The following is a 15,624-nucleotide window of genomic DNA, read 5'->3' as shown; positions in this document are numbered from 1 at the left end:
GCGCTGGAGGCGTTGCCGGTCCGGACCGGGCTAGAGCGTCAGCCCGGTGAGCACGGTGACGCGCTCCTCGGTGAAGTCGGCCATCGCCGACGCGGGCCCCTCGCGGCCGACGCCGGAGTCCTTGACCCCGCCGTACGGCATCTGGTCGGCACGGAAACTCGGCACGTCACCGACGAGCACCCCACCGACCTGCAGTTTGGCGGAGACGTCGAACGCGGTTGGCAGGTCTCGCGTGAACACCCCCGCCTGCAAGCCGAAGCGCGACGCGTTGATCAGCCGTACGCCTTCGTCCACCGAATCGACCCGGCTGAGCGAAACGACCGGGCCGAAGACCTCTTCGGCCATCACGTCCGCGTCCTCCGGAGCGCCGGCGAGCACGGTCGGCTCGACCGTCGCCCCGTCCCGGCCACCGCCGGTGAGCAGCTCGGCTCCGGCGTTCACCGCGGCGGCGACCCACGATTCGACGCGCTCGGCGGCGGCCGTGTTGACCAGTGGGCCCACGTCGGTCGCGTCGGCGCGCGGGTCGCCGGTGCGCAGTGCCCGTACCTGCTCGAGCACGCGAGCTGACAGCTCGTCGTAGACATCGGTGTGCGCGTAGACGCGCTGAACCGAAATGCACGACTGCCCGGCCTGGTACATCGCGAAGGTGGCGATCCGCTGGGCCGCGAACTCCAGGTCGGCCCAGTCGGGGCAGACGAGCACGGCCGCGTTGCCGCCGAGCTCGAGCGCGACGTGCTTGCGCGGCACGCTGTCGCGGATGCCCCAGCCGACCGGGACGCTGCCGGTGAACGAAACGACCGGCAATCGCGGATCGGCGACGAGCTTCGCGGCCTCCTCATTGCCGGTCGGCAGGATCGACCAGCTGCCGGCGGGCAGCCCCGCGTCCGCGAGGATCTCACCGAGCGCCAGCGCGGTCAGCGGCGTCGCGGGCGCGGGCTTGAGCACGATCGGCGCGCCGACCGCGATCGCCGGGGCGACCTTGTGCGCGACCAGGTTCAGCGGGAAGTTGAACGGGGTGATGCCGAGCACCGGGCCCTTCGGCACCCGGCGGATGAGCGCGAGCCGTCCGGTGCCGCCCGCGTCGGTGTCGAGCCGCTGCAGGTCACCGGAGAAGCGGCGGGCCTCCTCGGCCGCCCAGCGGAACGTCGAAACCGCACGGCCGACCTCGCCGCGGGCCCACTTGAGCGGCTTGCCCGACTCGGCGGTGATGAGCTGCGCGAGCTCTTCGGCCCGCTCACCCAACGCGCGGGACACGTGGTCCAACGCGCCGGCGCGGACGTGCGCGGGCAGCGTCGCGAACTCGTGCTGGACGTCGTGCGCGGCCTGGACCGCGGCCTCGATGTCCGAAGCGGACGGCACGTAGTGCGAACCGGCTTCGCTGCCGTCGAACGAGTGGCGGACGGACGCGGTCCGCGTGCTCGTCACCGGCTTGCCTGCGACCCAAAAGGGGGTGCTCACTTGGACGACTCCTCGATGACTGCCTGCTCCAGGACCGAGAGGCCCTCGTCGAGCAGCGCGTCGGACAGGGACAGCGGCGGCAGCAGCCGCACGATGTTGCCGTAGGTGCCGCAGGTCAGCACGACCACGCCGGCGGCGTGGCAGGCCTTCGCGATGCGGCCGGTGAGCGCGGCGTCGGGCTCGGTCGTGCCCGGCTTGACGAACTCCGCGGCGAGCATCGCGCCGCGGCCCCGGACGTCGCCGATGACGCCGGTCTTCTCCGCGAGCGCGCGCAGGCGCGGCACGACCGTCTCTTCGATCCGGCGCGCTCCGGCGGCCAGATCCTGGGCGCGCATGGTCTCGATCGACCCGATCGCCGCCGCGCACGCGACGGGGTTGCCGCCGTAGGTGCCGCCGAGCCCGCCCGGCGGGACGGCGTCGAGCAGCTCCGCGCGCCCGGTCACCGCGGCGAGCGGAAGCCCGGCCGCGATGCCCTTGGCGGTCGCGATCAAGTCCGGCACGACGTTCTCACGCGAGGACGCGAACCAGTCACCCGTGCGGCAGAAACCGGTCTGCACCTCGTCGGCGACGAAGACGACGCCGTTCGCCTCGCACCATTCGGACAGCGCGGGCAGGAAGCCCGGCGCGGGCTCGATGAAGCCACCCTCACCCTGGATCGGTTCGATGACGACCGCGGCCACCTGGTCGCCGCCGATCTGCTTCTCGATCCGGTCGATCGCGATCGCGGCGGCTTCGGCGCCGCCGAGGCCGTCGCGGAACGGGTACGAGCCCGGCACCCGGTAGACCTCGGGCGCGAACGGCCCGAAGCCGTGCTTGTACGGAATGGACTTCGCGGTCAGCGCCATCGTGAGGTTCGTGCGGCCGTGATACGCGTGGTCGAACACGACGACCGCCTGGCGCCCGGTCGCGACGCGGGCGATCTTCACCGCGTTCTCGACGGCCTCGGCGCCGGAGTTGAACAGCACCGACTTCTTCGCGTGGTCGCCCGGCGTCAGCTCGGCGAGGGCTTCGCAGACCTCCACATAGCCCTCGTACGGCGCGATCATGAAACACGTGTGGGTGAAGTTCGCGACCTGCTCGCGGACGCGGTCCACCACGGCGGGCACATTGTGGCCGACGTTGGTCACCGCGATACCCGAACCGAAGTCGATCAGCACGTTGCCGTCGACATCGGTGAGCAGGCCGCCGTCCGCCGACTTCACATAGACGGGGAGCACGGAACTCACGCCGCCCGCCACGACGGCACCGCGCCGCTCCTGCAGCGCACGCGACGCGGGGCCGGGGATCTCGGTGCGCAGTACGCGCTGGTGCTCGGTCACGGTGGACTCCTGTGGTTGCCGGTGCGCGCTCGACCTCTCCGGCCGATACACCCGCGGGCCGGGCTGGGAATGAAGTGCGCACGATTCGCTCGGGCGAGTACTCACTCAGCATGAGACCGAGCGCGCCCGAGGTCAGGTGGACGTTTTGGACAGTTTGAAGCGTATAATTAGACGTTATGGCGCTAACGCTTCGCGAGCTGGCCGGTTCGCTCGGGCTGGTGGTGCGGGCGGGGGAGGGGGCACTGGATCGGGCCATCGGGTGGGTGCACCCGACCGAACTGACCGATCCGAACGCCTTCCTGGAAGGCGGGGAGCTTTTGCTGACCACCGGCCTGGCGCTCGATGAGCACACTTCCGGGGCATACGTCCGACGACTGGTCGAAGCGCGGGTCGCCGGCTTGGGGTTCGGGGTCGGGCTGAGTCATCTGTCGATTCCCGCCGCGTTGGTCGCGACGGCCGCCGAAGTCGGCTTGCCGGTGCTCGAGGTTCCGCGGCGCACGCCGTTCATCGCGATCACGCGCGCGGTTTCGCGGGCGGTCGCCGCCGACGACTACGCGTCGGTCGTCCGCACCGGACGCGGGCAGCAGGAACTCACGCGTGCCGCGGTCGGGCGCGGCGGGCCCGGCGCGGTCGTGCGGCGGCTGGCGCGGCTCGTCGACGGGTGGGCTTTGCTGCTCGACGCGGGCGGAGCCGTCGTCGAGGCGGCGCCCGCGTCGGCGCGCGGATTCGCGCCGGGGCTGGCAGGCGAGCTGCGCCGGTTGAAGGCGGGGGCGCGGGTCGCGCGGATCGGGGAACACGAGGTGGTCGTGCAGACCCTCGACACCGGTGCGCGCGGCTACCTCGCCGTGGGGAAGGGGGCGCTGGACGCCGCCGACCGGTACATAGTGAACACCGCGGTCTCGTTGCTTTCCCTTGCGCTGGAACAGAATCGGGCGCACGGCGGGGCGGTGCGCCGGCTGCGTTCCGTGCTGCTCGACCTGCTGGCGGACAAACCCGAATCGGCCGTGCGATCGATGCGGACACTGTGGGGCGGCGCGCCCGTGCCCCCGTGGTCGGTGCTCGCGGTGACCGGGACCCCGGCCGCGCGGCGGACGCTCTTCGACGCGCTCGAGGCGGAGTTCGAAGACCTGCCGGAGCGACCGTTCTTCGCGGAGTCAGGACCGTTCGTGGTGATTCTCTGTTCAGCGGACACTGAATCCTGGGTCCTCGCGAAGGCAACGGGCTTGCACACGGGCGTTTCGGTACCAGTGTCCCTTGAGGACTTCGCCAGTGGACTGCGCCAAGCCGAGCAAGCGTCGCGCGCCGCGCAAGCGAAACGCGCGCCGGTGGTGCGCTTCGCCGATCACGCCGCGCGCGGAGTGGTCGAGCTGGTCGATCCCGCGGTGGCGCAAGCGTTTGCGGAAACCTTGCTGGCTCCGCTGCGCCTGCACGACGAGACCGGGCGTGGTGATCTGATCACGTCGTTGCGCTGCTGGCTCGAACACCATGGCCATTGGGACCTCGCCGCGAACCAATTGGGCGTCCACCGGCACACCTTGCGCAACCGGATGCGCAAGGTCGAAGAACTCACCGGCCGCGGTCTCGACTCACCTGGCTTCCGCGCGGAGCTATGGCTGGCGCTGCAGGTCTGATGTTTCCCCGCAGCGTGTCAGGAAAACGCAGGCCTAAGGGCGGAAAGAATCCGTCGCCGCCCGCAAACGGCCAAGCACTCCCGGATCGGTCACCGCGTGTCCCGCGCTTTCGACGATTTCGAGCTGTGAGCCCGGCCAAGCCTGGTGCAGCTCGTACGCGGTCACCGGCGGGCACACCACGTCGTACCGGCCTTGCACGATCACCCCGGGAATCCCGGCGAGCTTCCCCGCATCGCGGATGAGCTGCCCGGGATCGAGCCAGGCGCCGTGTGAGAAGTAGTGCAACGCGATCCGCGCGAACGGCACCGCGAACTTCGGGTCGCTGTAGCTGTCCAGGAAACCCGGCTGCGGCACCACCGAGACGATGGCGCCCTCCCAGGCGCTCCACGCGACGGCCGCACCCTCGGCCACACCGGCGTCCGGATGGAACACGAGTTCCCGGTAACCGGACAGCGGATCGGCGTGGGCGCCGCCGAGCGGCGCGAGGTAGTTCGCCCACTCCGCGGGGAACAGATTCCCCGCGCCGGCACGGTAAATCCAGTCCAGTTCCCGCTGCCGCGCGGTGAACACCCCGCGCAGCACGATCTCACTCACCCGGTGCGGATGCGTCTCGGCGTAGGCGAGCGCGAGCGTCGCGCCCCACGAACCACCGAACAGCTGCCACTGCTCGACGCCGAGGCCCTCGCGGATCTTCTCCATGTCGTCGACCAAGTGCCACAACGTGTTCGCGGACAGATCGGCGTCCATGTCGGCGATGCTCGGCGTGCTCCGCCCGGCGCCACGCTGGTCGAACAGGATGATCCGGTAGGCGGCCGGATCGAAATGCTGCCGCGACAGTGCCGCGATCCCGCTGCCGGGGCCGCCGTGCAGCACCACCACGGGTTTGCCCTCACGGTTCCCGGCCGTCTCGACGTACACCCGGTGCCCGTCACCCACGTCCAGCATCCCCGCGGCATACGGCCGGATCGGTGGGTACAAGTCCATAAGAGACACTGTATTCCCACTGGCCGCATGGGGAAAATGGGCAAAAGGTGGGGGCCCGCCCCCGCCGCCGGGCTGAGCGGGCCCCCGTCTCTGGTTCGCGCCTAACGCGCCGTCACCTCGGCAGCGCGCGCGAAATCACCACCCGTGCCCGTAGCCTCGCCCGCGGCGCGGATTTCGTTGCGCGCACTGGCTTTCCCCAGGTAAGGCGAACTCGGATGGGCATTGCGAAGAAAAGTCTCTTGCCGGCTCCGTGCGCCGACGGTCACCACCGCGCCCGCCGGGGATGTCAGCCACGCGGGCGACATGCCGGCGCTCGGCCGGGTGACCTGAGCTCGCTCACGAAAACGCAGCAAGATTCCTCCTCTTCGAGGTTTCTTCGGTGCTCGATCCCGTGGCGGCGGTGGACTAAACGCTAAATCACGCCTCGAATGCCGTCAAGGACATGATTGTTGTTCATATACATGAACATACGCGGCGATCATTGGGATACACACAACCGCGCCCGAGACATCGGATGTCTCGGGCGCGGCGTGGTTGTCCGGTGACTCAGTGGAACGCGTGCTCCGAGGCGGGGAACTCGCCGCGGCGGACCTCGTCGGCGAACGCCGTCGCCGCCTGGGAGAGCACCCCGGCGACATCCGCGTACCGCTTCACGAACCGCGGCGCCTTGCCGCGCCGCAGCCCGGCCATGTCCTGCCAGACGAGCACCTGCGCGTCGCAGTCCGGCCCGGCGCCGATGCCGACCGTCGGGATCTTCAGCTCGTGCGTGACCCGCTTGGCCGCCTCCGCGGGCACCATCTCCATGACGACCGCGAACGCGCCCGCCTCCTGCAGCGCCAGCGCGTCGGCGAGCAGCACCTCGGCCGCTTCGCCGCGCCCCTGCACGCGGTACCCGCCCAGATTGTGCTCACTCTGCGGGGTGAATCCGATGTGTCCCATCACCGGCACGCCCGCCGAGGTCAGCGCCTCGACGTGCGCGGCGAACCGGCGGCCGCCTTCGAGCTTCACCGCGTGCGCGCGGCCTTCCTTCATGAACCGCACCGACGTGGCCAGCGCCTGCTCCGGCGAGAGCTGGTACGAGCCGAACGGCAGGTCGGCCACGACCAGCGCCCGCTTGACCGAACGCGTCACGCCGCGGACCAAAGGCAGCAGCTCGTCCACGGTCACCGGCAGCGAGGTGTCGTAGCCGAACACGTTGTTCGCGGCCGAGTCGCCGACGAGCAGCACGGGGATACCGGCCTCGTCGAACAGCTCGGCGGTGTACATGTCGTAGGCGGTGAGCATCGGCCACGGCTCGCCGCGCTCCTTGAGCTCACGCAGATGATGGATGCGGACCTTCTTGACCGGCTTGGCCGCCTGGCCAGAAGGGCCTGTCCCGTACGGCGCCGCTACCTCCGGGCCGGAATCGCTGGTGGCTGACATCGTCGTCGACCGTCCTTCCCTCAAGGCCTCGGGTCCCGAGGTCCCTGGGTCGTGGAGCTTGTGAACGCACAAAGCGTGACACGCGCGGAAGAGGGTCCCAATACCGTGCGACCAGCTTCACACGCTGGAGTTGTGCAGTCCGTCACCTGCGAAGGGGTACCCAGCGCACACCCGCTCATCCGTCCGGGGAACGATGTAGCCACCGAATAAGACTTCTGGATGACGCCGGGGGACAACCCGTGAGGGTTCACTGACGTCGTAGCACATGACTTGCTCGGAAAAGTCGCGAAAGGTCAGGATGGGTCACCCGAGGGCAACTCCACGCGAACGCGTGGCGGACGTGCCGCAGTGGAAGCGCAAGGCCGGAGGCGTCGTCGCCACCGTCGTCCAGCTCGGCGCGGTGTTCTCACTGCTGTACCTGCTGGCGGGCGGCATCAAGGGCAAGCTGGGCACGAACGTCCAGACGGCGTTCTGGGTGTTCGGCATCCCGGCGAGCCCCAGCCTGATCATCGTGGTCCTGCTGTTCGTGCTCGGCGCCGCGCTGCGCCGCCGCAAGACCGCGGCGCTCTACACGTTCATCCTGTTCCAGGTCGGCAGCCTGCTGTACACGATCGGGATGCAGGTGGTCGTGTACCTGACGCCGGAGCTGGTGCTCTCGGCCAGGCAGATCCGGCACATCCCCGGCATCCTCTGGGTGCTCACGCTGGCCGACCTCGTCTCGCTCGCGCTGATCGCGTTCCTGCTGCTGATCCGCCCGGCGTTCCCGGCCCGGCTCGCGCCGACCGCGTGGCGCGACGGCGTGACCGTGCTGCTCGGCGGGCTGGCCGGGGTCATGCTGATCGGCTGGGCGCTGACCGAGGCGTTCCCCGGCAGGCTCGAGAACACCTTCGAGCGGCTGGCCTGGGTCTTCAACCACACGACCGGCGAGCTGATCCGCTTCCGGGGCACCCACACCGGGCCCGCGTGGCTCGACGGGCTGCTCGACGTGGCGGCGACCCTGGTCGCCGCGGCAGCGCTGTACGCGTTGTTCCGCGGGGTGCGCAGCCGCCGCCTGCGCACCGACCAGGAAGAACTCCACGTCCGCAGGCTCCTCGCCGAGCACGGCGAGGGCGACTCGCTCGGCTATTTCGCCACGCGGCGGGACAAGAGCGTCGTCTTCGCGCCGTCCGGGCGCGCCGCGGTCACCTATCGCGTGCTCGCGGGCACGAGCGTGGCCAGCGCCGACCCGATCGGCGACCCCGAAGCCTGGCCGGAGGCGGTCCAGGCCTGGCTCGCCGAGACCTACACCTACGGCTGGACGCCCGGCGTGCTCGGCGCGAGCGAGCGCGGCGCGAAGGTGTACACCGACGCCGGGCTGCGCGCGCTCGAGATCGGCGACGAGGCGATCCTCGACGTCCGTGACTTCTCGTTGGCCGGGCCGGAGCGCCGCTCGATGCGCCAGGCCGTGAAGCGCATCGAGCGCGCCGGCTACACCACGCAGGTCCGCCGCCACGGCGAGATCCCCGAAGACGAGATGGCCGAGCTGCTCGCCAGGGCCCAGCATTGGCGCGGCGCCGAGACCGAACGCGGCTTCTCGATGGCGCTCGGGCGCCTCGGCGACCCGAGCGACGGCCGCAGCGTGATGGTCGAGGCCTACGACGCCAAGGGCGACCTGCGCGGGCTGCTGTCGTTCGTGCCCTGGGGCCGCCGCGGGCTCTCGCTCGACCTCATGCGCCGCGACCGCGACGCCGAGAACGGGCTCAACGAGTACATGATCGCCGCCGTCGTCGAGGCGAGCTCCCACCTCGGCGCGCAGCAGATCTCGCTCAACTTCGCGATGTTCCGCGCGGTGTTCGCCGAGGGCGAGCGCATCGGCGCCGGCCCGATCCTGCGGCTGTGGCGTTCGGTGCTCAGCGTCGCCTCGCGGTTCTTCCAGCTCGAGTCGCTGTACCGCTCGAACGCGAAGTACGGGCCGTTCTGGGAGCCCCGGTTCCTGTGCTACTCCTCGGCACGGCGCCTGGTCAGGGTCAGCATCGTCGCGGGCGCGCTCGAAGGCTTCGTGCCGACGGGAGCGTCGCGCGCGCTGCGGCTGGAGACGGTCACCGACGACTTCGTCGCGCAGGCGAAGCAGATCGACGAGGACGCCGCGCGGCTCGCGCCCAAGCAGACGCGGCGGCCCGAGCAGGTCCGCGTCCGCATCGACAAGCTCGGCAAGCTGCGCGACTCGGGCCGCGATCCGTATCCGGCGGGCTTCGCGCGCGAGGACCTGCTCGGCGACGTCGTCAAGAAGTTCGCCGGGCTGCCCCCGGACACCCTGACCGGGCATCGCGTGCGTGTCGCGGGCCGGGTGATCGCGCTGCGCAACCACGGCGGGCTCGCCTTCGCCGAGGTCCGTGACTTCTCCGGCGAGCTCCAGCTGATGCTCGACGCGTCCACGCTGGATCTCACCGATTGGCGCGCCGGGATCGACCTCGGCGACCACGTCGGGGTCAGCGGCCAGGTCGTCACCTCGAAGCGCGGCGAACTGTCCGTTCTCGTCGACGAGTGGACCGTGACCGCGAAATGCCTGCACCCGCTGCCGGACAAGCGCAAGGGGCTCACCGACCCGGAGACCCGCGTCCGCCAGCGCTACCTCGACCTGGTGGTCAATCCGGACTCGACGAACATGCTGCGGCTGCGGTCGACGGTCGTGCGCGCGGTGCGCGAGCGGCTGCACCACCGCGACTACCTCGAGGTCGAGACGCCGATGCTGCAGACGGTGCACGGCGGGGCGAACGCGCGGCCGTTCGTCACCCACATCAACGCCTACGACATGCGGATGTACCTGCGCATCGCGCCGGAGCTGTACCTCAAGCGGCTGTGCGTCGCCGGGGTGGAGCGGGTGTTCGAGCTCAACCGCAACTTCCGCAACGAGGGCGTCGACGCCACGCACAACCCCGAGTTCACGATGCTCGAGGCGTATCAGGCGTACGCCGACTACGACACGATGCGCACGCTGACCCGCGAGCTCATCCAGCACGCCGCCGAAGCCGCGTACGGCGCGCAGGTGGTGCGGCGGCCCGGGCCGGACGGCAGGCTCGTCGAATACGACATCTCGGGTGACTGGCCGGTCATCCCGGTGCACGAGGCCGTCTCGGCGAAGCTCGGTGAGCGGATCGACTCGGGCACGTCCGTCGAGAAGCTGCGTGAGCTGTGCCGCGCGCACGGGATCGCCGTCTCGGACGACGCCGGCCACGGTGACCTGGTACTGAAGGCGCACGAGCACCTCGTCGAGCCGTCGACCGTGATGCCGACCTTCTACACCGACTATCCGACCGACGTCTCCCCGCTCACCCGCCAGCACCGGGTCGACCCGAGGCTCGCCGAGCGGTGGGACCTGATCGCGTTCGGCTCGGAGGTCGGCACGGCCTACACCGAGCTCACGGATCCGCTGGAGCAGCGGCGGCGGCTGGAGGCACAGTCACTGCGCGCGGCCAGCGGCGATGTCGAGGCGATGGAGCTGGACGAGGACTTCCTGCTGGCGCTCGAGCACGGCATGCCCCCGACGGGCGGGCTCGGCCTGGGGATCGACCGTTTGCTGATGATGCTGACCGGCGCGTCGATTCGGCAGACCGTGCTATTCCCGTTCGTACGTCCGCACGCCTAGATTGTGCACGTGCAATCGGCTCGGGTGTTGGCGGTGACCCTGCTCGGCATCGGGATGCTGGGCTATGTCGCCTGGGTGCTGGAGTTCTTCCTGCCCACCGGGCTGTCGCCGATCCACATCAGGGTGGAGAACCTGTACCTGGACGGTCAGCGGTTCGCTCCGCTGTTCAAGTACGTGCAGGTCGTCGCGGGCGGCGCGCTCATCGTCTCGGGGCTGCCGCTGATGCGGCTGTCGCCGCTGCACTGGCTGGCCAGGCTCACCGCGGCGACGGTCGCGCTGCTCGGGGTCACCGTGGTCGCGGGCGCGCTGTTCCCCCAGAGCCCCTGGGTGACGCTGCTCACGAATCTCGTATTCGTGGTCGGCGAGGCCTCGCTGGCGTTGTGGTGGCCGCCGGGGTGGCGTGCGTCGGCGTTCATCGGACTGCTGCTCGTGCTCGGGACGTGGCTCGGGGTGCTGCTGCTGGAGTCGCTCGGCGGCGGCCAGTACGTCGGGATCGTGACCAGGCTGCAGATGGTGCTGCGGGCCGTGCTGCTCGGGATCGGCGCCGCCTACCTCTTCCGTGACCGGCACATGGTCAGCGCGCATGGCCGATCGGCGGATTTCGCGGGCGGCTGATGCCAAGATGCTCCTCACCACGTCTGGGAGGAAGCACATGGCAGGAAACGTCAGGCCGGTCGCCGATGAGCGCGACGGCTTGTTGCAGTTCGTCGCGCAGCAGCGGCTCGTCATCCGGACCGCGGCCTACGGGCTGACCGACGAGCAGGCACGCGCGACACCGACCGCGAGCACGCTGAGCGTCGGCGGTCTCATCAAGCACGTCGCGACCGTCGAGGACGGCTGGATCGACATCGTGCTTCAGAAACCGAGCGAGCCGGGCGCGAATTCGCAGGACGACTACGCGAACGGGTTCCGCCTGCTCGAGGACGAAACGCTCGAAGGCGTCCTCGCGCGCTACGAGGAGGTCGCGCGGCGCACCGAGGAGGTCATCGCGGGCATCGAGGACCTCGGCCAGGCGGTTCCGGTACCGAAGGGCGTGCCGTGGTTCCCGCCGGACGTCGAGGCCTGGTCGGTGCGCTGGGTCCTGCTGCACCTGATCCAGGAGACCGCGCGCCACGCCGGGCACGCGGACCTGGTCCGCGAGCACATCGACGGCGCGACCGCGATGCCGCTGCTGGCCGCGGCCGAGAACTGGCCGGAGACGCCGTGGATGAAGCCGTGGAGCCCGGCGGACGCGGCGAGCTAGAGACGGGGCTAGAGACGGGCTAGAACAGCGTCGGCTCGTCGGCCAGCGCGCCCTCGATCACGAGCATCCGCCGTTTCGTGCTGACCCCGCCCGGCGCGGAGAAGCCGCCGTCCTTGCCGCCCGCGGCGAGGACGCGGTGGCACGGGACGACGATCGGCACGGGATTGCGACCCAGCGCCTGGCCGACGGCCTGCGCCGAACCCGGCATCCCGAGTTCGTGCGCGATGTCGCCGTAGGTCAGCGTCTTGCCCGGCGGGATCTTCCGGGCGATCTCGTAGACCTTCTGATGGAACTCCGGCACCCCGTCGAGGTCGACGACGATGTCCGCGAGGTCGTTCGGCGTTCCGTTCAACAAGTCGACAATGTCGGCGATCGCCTTGCGGACCGAGTCCGGGGGTTCCGCTTCGGGCGCGCCGAGCCCGGCGAGGCGGGCGCGGGTCTTGGCCTCGCTGCTTTCCGGCAGCCAGACGCCGACGATCCCGCGCTCGCCCCACGCGATCCCGCACGAGCCGATCGCCGTGCCGAACATCGCGAATCCCAGAACGTCCATGGCCTCAGGCTACGAGACAGAACGGGTGGCCGTCGGGATCGGTGAGCACGACCCATTCGGTACCGCCAGGCTGGAATTCGGGCTTCGCCGCGCCGAGCGCGAGTGCGTGTTCGGTCGCTTCGGTGAGATCGTCGACCGTGAAATCGAAATGGAAGTGCTTGGCGCCCGGCCAGCCGGGGCCTTGGTAGCCGTCGAGCTCCTGGAAGCCGATGTCGATCGAGCCGTTGCTCAGGGTCGTGCCGTCGAGCTTCCAGCCGGTCAGCCGCTGATAGAAATCGGCGAGTTTCCCCGCGTCGGCGCAGTCGAGGGTGATCGTGGTCGAGGTGGGCATCGGGCCGCTCCTTCTCGGTCGAGGTGGCATCAGCCTGCCCAGCCCGCCCGGCGAAGTATTGAAGATCTTTGCGGCCCGCGAAACTGTCGGACCCCCGGGATAGCTTGCGCGCCATGCGCACGGCCGTCGAAATCGCACGCCGACCCGGATTCTCCGTCTCGACGGTGACCTGCCATGACGACCACACGCGCTGGTCGGCGCCGGAACCCGGCGGCCGTCACGGCGTGGTGCTCGCCCGTCGCGGCCGGTTCCGCCGCCGCGCCGACGGACGCGCCGCGGATGTCGACACGACGGCGGCCTACTTCAGCACGCCGGACGTCGAGGAGCAGTTCGCGCATCCGGACGGCGGCGATGTGTGCACGTCGCTGGAATTCACACCCGAGTTGTGGCGATCGATCGCGGGGGAGCAGCCGACCGGCCACGCCATCTACGTCGACGCGCGTGTCGAGCTGGTCCATCGGCGTCTTCTGCGAGCGACGGCGGACGTGGATTACGCGCTCGCGGAGCACTTGGTCCACTTGCTCGTTCTCGCGCTCGGCACCGAACCGAAGGAGCACGCGGACGCGGCTTTGGTCGCCTCGGTGCGTGAAGCGGTCCTAGCGGATCATCCGGCCGCGTCGGGGCTGGTGCCGCTCGCCGAGTACTTCGGGGTCTCGCCGTTCCGGCTGAGCCGGGCGTTCTCGCGGGTGACCGGGGTTTCGCTGACCAGGTATCGCAATCGCGTGCGCGTCGGCCGCGCGCTGGAGCGGCTCGAGGGCGGGGACACCGCGCTCGCGGAGCTGGCCGCCGAGCTCGGGTTCGCCGACCAGGCCCATCTCACGCGCACGATGCGCGAGCACAGTGGCCATTCGCCCATGGCCGTGCGACGGTTGCTTACGACCAACGGCGGCTACCGGTGACCGGTGAACTCAGTAGGTTCTCTCTGAACGAAATGCTGTTTTCTGGGAGGGGTCTTCGTGGGTCACAGGGTCAGCGGAACGCTGCGCGCCGCCGTCGTGGTGTCGCTACTCGGAGCGGGATTGGCGGTGCCGTCACCGGCGGGCGCCGCGCCCGCCGAGCAGGAGGTCGCCCTCACCAGTGAGCCGGCGGTCGCCGAGGCGCCCGGCACGCTCGTCACCCCGTTCGTCGTGGTGACCGGCGCGAACCGGCTGCGGACCTGGCGGGCCGAACGCGCCGTCCGGCAGGCCGGTGGCACCGTCGTGTCGTCGTATCCGCAGGTGGGCGTCGTGGTGGCGTACTCGGCCAAGGACGATTTCGCGGCGAATGTGCGGCATGTGCCCGGCATCGACGCCGTCGGCGCGACGCGCACGGCGAAGATCCCCGTCGAGTTCTTCCGGCCGCGCACAGACGTGAAGTACACGGGCCCCGGGTCGACCGCGGTCCCGCCTGCCGAGGGCACCGCGTGGGACGCGCCCGCGCTCGGTCTCGACAAGGCCCACGAGGTCACTCAGGGCAGCAAGAGGGTCGTCGTCGGGGTGCTCGACACGGGCGTGGACGACACCCATCCTGACCTTTCGGGTGCTTTCGACCGCCGTAACTCGATTTCGTGCCTGTCCGGCTGGGCGGATCGCAGCGTCAACGCCTGGCGGCCGACGCTGGACGGGCACGGCACGCACGTCTCCGGCACCATCGCGGCCGCGCGGAACGGCGCCGGTGTCGTCGGCATCGCGCCGGGTGTCCGGCTGGCCGCGGTGAAGCTCGCCGAGACCGATGACCACGAGGCGCCCGAAGCCGTGGTCTGCGGATTCGTCTGGGCCGCCGAACACGGGTTCAGCGTCGCGAGCAACAGCTACCGCACGCTGCCCTGGTACTACGCGTGCGACAACCAGATCGATCAGGCCGCCATCAAACTCGCGGTCGGCCGCGCGGTCGCCTACGCGCAGCGAAAGGACGTCCTCGTCGTCGCGTCCGGCGGCAACGCGGGCATCAACCTCGACAAGCGGACCGTCGACACCGAGAGCCCGGTCGACAGCACGCCGGCGAGCAGGCCGATCGATCCGAGCTGCATCCGTCTTCCGCACGAGCTGCCGGGTGTCGTCGGCACCGGCGCGCTCGACGAGAAGCTCGCGAAGGCCAGTTTCTCCAACTACTCGGCCACGAAGATCACGGTGTCCGCGCCGGGCGTGCGGGTCTGGTCGACCTGGCCGGGCGGGCAGTACCGGACCGCGAGCGGCACGTCGATGGCCGCGCCGCACGCGGCGGGTGTCGCCGCGCTGATCGCGAGCACGCATCCGTGGTGGGGCGCGGAGCGGGTCAAGCGCGCGCTCCTGTCCGGCGCGACACCGATGCCGTGCCCGGCGCTGTACGACCCGAACGGCGACGGCAAGCCCGACGCGGTCTGCGAACCGGCGCGTATCGGCAACACGTTCTACGGCGCCGGTGTCGTCAACGCGATCACGGCGGTGGGCGCGAGACCATGACGACGCCGGACACGATGCCGCTCGACCACCTGGTCTACGCAGGCCCGGATCTCGCGGACGCGGTCATCCGCGTCACCGAGCTGACCGGCGTCGCCCCGGTGCCCGGCGGCAGCCATGTCGGACTCGGCACGGCGAACTATCTGGTCGCGCTCGGCGGCCGCGCGTATCTCGAGATCGTCGGGCCCGACCCGGCGCAGCCGGATCCCGAGCGCCCGCGTCCATTCGGGATAGACGCGCTCACCGGGCCGAAGCTGGTCGCCTGGTCCGTCCGGACGCCCGAGATCGACCAGGTCATCGCGACCGCGCGGGCACGGGGATTCGACCCGGGCGAGGCGCGCGCGATGTCACGCCGCACCGCGGACGGTGAGCTGCTGTCGTGGCGGCTCACCGGGTCGGGCAAAGGCGGCGGGCTGATCCCGTTCCTGATCGACTGGGGCGGCACGCCGCATCCGACCAGCCGGCCGCTGCCGGAGATCCCGTTGCTCGCCTTCACCGGCGTCCATCCGCAGCCCGCACGCGTGCATCGCGCGCTGCAGGCGCTGGGACTCGAACTGCTCGTCCGGCCCAATCACGAACCGGGGCTGGTCGCGGTGATGGAAAGCGCCACCGGCTCCCCGATCGTGCTCACCTGAGCCACCCCG

14 protein-coding genes are annotated in these 15,624 nt (G+C 70.4%); 7 read left to right on the top strand and 7 right to left on the bottom strand.

Annotation, left to right across the window (positions count from 1 at the left end):
• Window positions 1-30 precede the first annotated feature (30 nt).
• Window positions 31-1,458 carry an aldehyde dehydrogenase family protein gene (locus tag BLV57_RS39905; RefSeq protein ID WP_091299207.1) on the bottom strand — a complete coding sequence of 476 codons (1,428 nt, stop codon included), beginning with the start codon at window positions 1,456-1,458 and terminating at the stop codon, window positions 31-33.
• A complete protein-coding gene (gabT, locus tag BLV57_RS39900) occupies window positions 1,455-2,777 on the bottom strand; it encodes a 4-aminobutyrate--2-oxoglutarate transaminase (RefSeq protein ID WP_091299205.1) in 1,323 nt (440 codons plus the stop codon). Before gabT ends, BLV57_RS39905 begins: the two co-directional genes overlap by 4 nt.
• Window positions 2,778-2,953: 176 nt before the next feature.
• Here gabT and BLV57_RS39895 point away from each other — a divergent pair, with 176 nt between their 5' ends.
• On the top strand, window positions 2,954-4,408 hold the full coding sequence (locus tag BLV57_RS39895) for a PucR family transcriptional regulator (RefSeq protein ID WP_091299203.1): 1,455 nt from the start codon (window positions 2,954-2,956) through the stop codon (window positions 4,406-4,408).
• Between the two features lie 33 nt (window positions 4,409-4,441).
• Here BLV57_RS39895 and pip read toward each other — a convergent pair whose 3' ends face one another.
• The 3 genes from pip to panB form a co-directional block, all read right to left on the bottom strand.
• Window positions 4,442-5,392, bottom strand: a complete 951-nt coding sequence (gene pip, locus BLV57_RS39890; RefSeq protein WP_091299201.1) for a prolyl aminopeptidase — start codon at window positions 5,390-5,392, stop codon at window positions 4,442-4,444.
• A gap of 101 nt (window positions 5,393-5,493) precedes the next feature.
• On the bottom strand, window positions 5,494-5,745 hold the full coding sequence (locus BLV57_RS43095) for a hypothetical protein (protein ID WP_143047283.1): 252 nt from the start codon (window positions 5,743-5,745) through the stop codon (window positions 5,494-5,496).
• A 193-nt stretch (window positions 5,746-5,938) separates the two neighbouring features.
• On the bottom strand, window positions 5,939-6,814 hold the full coding sequence (gene panB / locus BLV57_RS39885) for a 3-methyl-2-oxobutanoate hydroxymethyltransferase (RefSeq protein ID WP_091299199.1): 876 nt from the start codon (window positions 6,812-6,814) through the stop codon (window positions 5,939-5,941).
• A 298-nt stretch (window positions 6,815-7,112) separates the two neighbouring features.
• Between panB and lysX the strand changes: the two genes are divergently transcribed.
• The 3 genes from lysX to BLV57_RS39870 are packed head-to-tail and all read left to right on the top strand — an operon-like array spanning window position 7,113 to window position 11,682.
• Complete coding sequence (gene lysX / locus BLV57_RS39880) at window positions 7,113-10,439, top strand: bifunctional lysylphosphatidylglycerol synthetase/lysine--tRNA ligase LysX (RefSeq protein ID WP_091299197.1); 3,327 nt, start codon at window positions 7,113-7,115, stop codon at window positions 10,437-10,439.
• Window positions 10,440-10,463: 24 nt separating this feature from the next.
• On the top strand, window positions 10,464-11,054 hold the full coding sequence (locus tag BLV57_RS39875; protein ID WP_091299194.1) for a hypothetical protein: 591 nt from the start codon (window positions 10,464-10,466) through the stop codon (window positions 11,052-11,054).
• A gap of 37 nt (window positions 11,055-11,091) precedes the next feature.
• Window positions 11,092-11,682: a DinB family protein gene (locus tag BLV57_RS39870; RefSeq protein ID WP_091299192.1), complete on the top strand. Its 591-nt coding sequence runs from the start codon at window positions 11,092-11,094 to the stop codon at window positions 11,680-11,682.
• 19 nt (window positions 11,683-11,701) lie between these two features.
• Here BLV57_RS39870 and BLV57_RS39865 read toward each other — a convergent pair whose 3' ends face one another.
• Together BLV57_RS39865 and BLV57_RS39860 are read right to left on the bottom strand one after the other, a co-directional pair.
• Window positions 11,702-12,232 (bottom strand): methylated-DNA--[protein]-cysteine S-methyltransferase, encoded by a 531-nt coding sequence (locus BLV57_RS39865; RefSeq protein WP_091299189.1) that lies wholly within the window; start codon window positions 12,230-12,232, stop codon window positions 11,702-11,704.
• 4 nt (window positions 12,233-12,236) lie between these two features.
• Window positions 12,237-12,563 (bottom strand): VOC family protein, encoded by a 327-nt coding sequence (locus BLV57_RS39860; protein WP_091299188.1) that lies wholly within the window; start codon window positions 12,561-12,563, stop codon window positions 12,237-12,239.
• 113 nt (window positions 12,564-12,676) lie between these two features.
• On the opposite strand from BLV57_RS39860, the gene BLV57_RS39855 reads away from it, so the two are divergent.
• The 3 genes from BLV57_RS39855 to BLV57_RS39845 are packed head-to-tail and all read left to right on the top strand — an operon-like array spanning window position 12,677 to window position 15,615.
• Entirely contained in the window at window positions 12,677-13,462 is a 786-nt protein-coding gene (locus BLV57_RS39855; RefSeq protein WP_091299186.1) for an AraC family transcriptional regulator, read from the top strand.
• A 57-nt stretch (window positions 13,463-13,519) separates the two neighbouring features.
• On the top strand, window positions 13,520-14,983 hold the full coding sequence (locus tag BLV57_RS39850) for a S8 family peptidase (protein WP_245757715.1): 1,464 nt from the start codon (window positions 13,520-13,522) through the stop codon (window positions 14,981-14,983).
• On the top strand, window positions 14,980-15,615 hold the full coding sequence (locus BLV57_RS39845; RefSeq protein ID WP_091299185.1) for a VOC family protein: 636 nt from the start codon (window positions 14,980-14,982) through the stop codon (window positions 15,613-15,615). Before BLV57_RS39850 ends, BLV57_RS39845 begins: the two co-directional genes overlap by 4 nt.
• Window positions 15,616-15,624: the final 9 nt, after the last annotated feature.

This window comes from Amycolatopsis xylanica (assembly GCF_900107045.1).
Lineage (GTDB): Bacteria > Actinomycetota > Actinomycetes > Mycobacteriales > Pseudonocardiaceae > Amycolatopsis > Amycolatopsis xylanica.
The sequence above is the reverse complement of the archived record's forward strand: the minus strand, read 5'-3'. Positions and strand labels throughout refer to the sequence as shown.